This is a genomic window from Streptomyces sp. NRRL S-87, from assembly GCF_000719335.1.
In the GTDB taxonomy this organism is placed as follows: domain Bacteria; phylum Actinomycetota; class Actinomycetes; order Streptomycetales; family Streptomycetaceae; genus Streptomyces.
The window spans coordinates 1-345 of the sequence record NZ_JOGB01000210.1 but is presented as its reverse complement, the minus strand read 5'-3'; the positions used below and the strand labels follow the sequence as shown (position 1 = coordinate 345).

1 protein-coding gene is annotated in these 345 nt (G+C 69.9%); it reads left to right on the top strand.

Features of this window, described 5'->3' with window-relative positions; genetic code table 11:
• A partial coding sequence (locus IF43_RS0135785; protein WP_030211299.1) for a fumarylacetoacetate hydrolase family protein occupies positions 1-345 on the top strand: 345 nt, incomplete at both ends.

The window sequence follows — 345 nt, the reverse complement described above, 5'->3', positions numbered from 1 at the left end:
GTCATCGGGCCCTACGACCAGGTGCTCGTCCCGCGCGGCTCCCGGAGCACGGACTGGGAGGTGGAGCTCGGCGTGGTGAACGGCTGGAGGGCGCGCTATCTGGACAGCCACGAGGCCGCGCTGGCCTGCGTCGCCGGGTACGCGGTCAGCCACGACGTTTCCGAGCGGGAGTTCCAGCTCGACCTCTCGCCCCAGTGGGACCTCGGGAAGTCCTGCGAGACCTTCAACCCCCTCGGGCCCTGGCTGGTGACCCCCGACGAGCAAGCCGATCCGCAGGCGCTCGGCATGAGGCTGTCCGTCAACGGGGTGCGCCGCCAGGACGGTTCCACCAAGGACATGATCTTC